Origin of the sequence: Rickettsia sp. TH2014 (genome assembly GCF_019249195.1) — a bacterium.
Taxonomy (GTDB): domain Bacteria; phylum Pseudomonadota; class Alphaproteobacteria; order Rickettsiales; family Rickettsiaceae; genus Rickettsia; species Rickettsia felis.
Genome location: NZ_MXAX01000061.1, coordinates 1 through 3,480 on the forward strand (window position 1 = coordinate 1; position 3,480 = coordinate 3,480).

Sequence of the window (3,480 nt, forward strand, 5' to 3'; positions counted from 1 at the left end):
TGTAAGATTAAATCTCAACTATTACATTTGTTACTAGTTTAAATTTCTTGCTACAATACGGACAGATAACTTCCTTTTTCTCTTTATCAATCTCTAAATAAACTTTTGGATGGTCATATGGATATTCTTTGCCTTGACAAGATACAGATACATCAACACTATTAACAATTTCCATAAATTATACTCTAATTAAAATGAAGAGTAGACGAAGTTTAATTTGGAAAAGAGCTAGGAGTTCACAAGGCGAGGAACGGAGCATATATTAATATGTGAGTACCGTAGCCCTTGTAGAACGACAATGCCAATTTTTCAAATTAAACGAGTATATACATTATTTCTTTAAGTAAAATCTAATATAAGTTACTTTTAAATAAAAGACAAATAATACTTGATTAACTATGTCATGCCGTGGCTTGTATCGGCTAAATCGTCATTGCGAGGAAACTGCACAGTAATTGACGAAGTAATCTCAGGAGTTTTGTTATTACTTCATGAGATTGCCACGCAGCCTACGGCTGCCCGCAATGACGATGTAGCTGGTACAAGTCACGGTTATTACACACGGTAGGAGGTGAAAATGAAAGACAAAGTAGCAGTTATTACCGGTTCTACTAGCGGTATCGGACTTGAGATAGCAAAACATTTCGCAAAACTTGAGTCTAAAATAGTTATTAACGGTTTTGCAAAAGAGACGGAAGTAGCCAGAATTTTAGCAGAATTGAAAGAGCTTGGTGCAAGTAGCGTGTTTTATCAAGGAACAAATTTGGCAGAACCTGAAGAAATATTTTCTATGTTTGAGAGAATAATAAAAGAATTCGGCAAAATAGACATATTAGTAAATAATGCCGGTATTCAGCATGTTGCTCCTATCGATGAATTTCCTGAAGATAAATGGGAACAAATTTTGCGTATAGATTTAATAGCCTCGTTCTATACCACAAAATACGCAATACCAATTATGAAAAAAAATGGCTTCGGGCGGATTGTTAACATCGCTTCCGCTCACGCATATGTCGCATCACCCTTTAAGTCGGCATATGTAGCAGCAAGCATGGTATCCTTGGGCTTACCAAAACCGTTGCTTTAGAAGTGGCTGAGAATAATATTACGGTTAATGCTATCTGCCCCGGTTACGTTAATACTCCCTTAGTCAGGAATCAAATAGCAGATACTGCTAAAGCTAGACATATCAGTGAGGAATCGACACTAAGAGATGTAATTTTAAAATCTCAAGCTACGAAAAAATTTGTAGAAGCTGATGAAATAGCAAACTTAGTAATATTCTTATGTGATGAAAAAGCATCATCAATAACAGGTAGTGGACTCTTGATAGATGGGGGCTGGACGGCACAGTAGTTTTTAATTCTTAATATTTGTTAGTTATTGAGAAATAACTAACAATAAAAACTTCTTGCAAAAATTTAATTTACTCCTTTACACTTGAAATAACTCAAAATTTATTCAAGGAGGAATTTATGCTAGAAAAAAACATCTACATTTTCAAACTGAAGAAATTGAATTAAATAGAGTAAAAAATGCCAAATTAATTCATTTTAAAGATAAACTGGGTAGACCTATAGATGGGCAGTTAGTTATAGGGGAGGTTGAAGAAGTAAAAGAAAAAGAATTTTCTAGACCCGTAGAAGTTGAGGTAAAGCGTAATTTGGGTAAGTTTAAAAAAGCTCTAGCTTATCTTGGAATTATTAAAAATACTAAAAAAGTTATTAAAGAAGAAAAATATACGGAAAAAGTAGTAAGCAAAGAAGAGAAAATTATAGGTACTTATGAATCAGGCAATTTTACTAATGATAAGAATTCCATAAAGAATTTTTTAAACAACTTAGATTTCCATGAAGAAAAACTTTACGCATATGATCTTAGTGGTACAAAAATTGGTGAGGTAGGTGATTTTGGAAAAGTAGTATTAGATAAGAATATTAAGCTTGATGAAACTATTCTTCAAAAAAAATGGAAAAGTATTTGCTATTGAAAAAAATGGTAAATTCTTAGATTTAGAAGGCAAAGCTTTACAAAATCAAAATCAGTTTATACAAAAAAGTAGTGGAGTTTATCATTTAAGTACTGCTACAGACATAAGATATTTTGATAAAGATGAAGATATTAAGATTTCAAAAGGTGTTACGAATCTTAACACAAAGCCCGTAAAAAATGCTCTTAAAGGTAGCAGAGAAGCTGCAAAAATAGGAGAAAAACTACGAAAACAACAAGAAGACCAAAAATTCGCAGGAATTAAAAAGCCAAAAGGTGCTAAACTTACAAAAGTGGGAATCCCAGTAGTTCCCACTAGATAGATAACTAGGTTATAAGTACTTGACCATTATAACGTGTATATTATAATAGTTATGACCAAATTAATATGCATGTTATAATGGTCATAATAAATATATGAAAAGGATTTATGAATTAGTAATAAAAAATCACTTGCAAGAAAATAGGTAAATGATTTTTATAGAAGGAGCCCGTCAAGTCGGTAAAACTACTTTAGCTAAAAAGTAATAGATAAAAATTACTACTTAAATTGGGATGAAGAAAAGGCTCGTTTGCTAATTTTAAAAGGAACAACAGCAATAGCGGATTTTATAAATCTACATATTCCGGATCAAAATAACCCTATCGTGATTTTTGATGAATTACATAAATTCTCAAACTAGCAAACTTTTTTAAAAGGATTTTATGATGTTTGTGGAGAACAAGCTCACATTATAGTTACCGGCAGCTCAAAGCTTGGAGTATATAAAAAAGGTGGTGATAGTATGATGGGAAGATATTTCCCATATCGTATGCACCCTTTGACACTAGCTGAAGTAATAAAAAATTTTAGTAGTCTAACCAAAGAAATAAATCTACCAAAAAAATATCTGAAGAACAATTTGAATCCTTATTTAAATTTGGTGGTTTTCCTGATCCTTATCTTAAGAATTCTTCCACATTTTGGCATAGATGGAAGAAAACTAAAAATACTCAGCTTTTTAAAGAAGATATTAGAGGGTTAACACAAATCCAAGAGTTATCTCAAATGGAAGCCTTAGGGAGCTTTTTGACTTCCTCTATAGGAGGCAAGCATCTTATAGCTCTCTTGCAAATAAAATTAAAGTGTCGATTCCAACCATTACAAGATGGCCTGAGTCATTTGAGTCGTTTTTTTATAGTTATCGTATTTATCCATGGTCAAATAATATCCCAAGAAGTTTAATACAAGAGCCAAAAATATATCTATGGGACTGGTCGCTTATAGAAGATATGAGAGTAAGATATGAAAATTTTATTGCAAATCATTTATTAAAATTCTGTCATTTTTGGAGTGATTTAGGATTTGGTGAATATGAATTATATTTTATTAGAGATAAACAAAAGAAAGAAATAGATTTTTTAGTAACAAAAAATAACAAACCATAGATGTTAGTTGAAGCTAAAACTTCTGTAATAGTTGAGATTTAATCTTACATTTAGTAAAATTAA

General features: G+C 31.5%; 5 protein-coding genes and 2 pseudogenes. 6 read left to right on the forward strand and 1 reads right to left on the reverse strand.

Annotation, left to right across the window (positions count from 1 at the left end; genetic code table 11):
• Positions 1-7: 7 nt before the first annotated feature.
• The gene (locus KYQ89_RS00875) at positions 8-175 is read right to left on the reverse strand and encodes a zinc-finger domain-containing protein (RefSeq protein ID WP_218459943.1); all 168 of its coding nucleotides are present in this window, start codon (positions 173-175) and stop codon (positions 8-10) included.
• Between the two features lie 228 nt (positions 176-403).
• Between KYQ89_RS00875 and KYQ89_RS00880 the strand changes: the two genes are divergently transcribed.
• The 6 genes and pseudogenes from KYQ89_RS00880 (at position 404) to KYQ89_RS00905 (ending at position 3,417) form a co-directional block, all read left to right on the forward strand.
• Entirely contained in the window at positions 404-568 is a 165-nt protein-coding gene (locus KYQ89_RS00880; RefSeq protein WP_256621168.1) for a hypothetical protein, read from the forward strand.
• A gap of 9 nt (positions 569-577) precedes the next feature.
• A pseudogene (locus KYQ89_RS00885) lies at positions 578-1,356 on the forward strand (3-hydroxybutyrate dehydrogenase).
• A 307-nt stretch (positions 1,357-1,663) separates the two neighbouring features.
• Positions 1,664-1,990, forward strand: coding sequence for a hypothetical protein (locus KYQ89_RS07550; RefSeq protein WP_256621169.1), 327 nt, complete (start codon positions 1,664-1,666; stop codon positions 1,988-1,990).
• Positions 1,947-2,312, forward strand: a complete 366-nt coding sequence (locus KYQ89_RS07555) for a hypothetical protein (protein WP_256621170.1) — start codon at positions 1,947-1,949, stop codon at positions 2,310-2,312. The genes KYQ89_RS07550 and KYQ89_RS07555 overlap by 44 nt, the downstream gene beginning before the upstream one ends.
• Positions 2,313-2,687: 375 nt before the next feature.
• Positions 2,688-3,014 (forward strand): annotated as a pseudogene (locus KYQ89_RS08165) (AAA family ATPase); the annotation flags it as partial.
• A 16-nt stretch (positions 3,015-3,030) separates the two neighbouring features.
• Positions 3,031-3,417 (forward strand): DUF4143 domain-containing protein, encoded by a 387-nt coding sequence (locus KYQ89_RS00905; RefSeq protein WP_371920383.1) that lies wholly within the window; start codon positions 3,031-3,033, stop codon positions 3,415-3,417.
• Positions 3,418-3,480 lie beyond the last annotated feature (63 nt).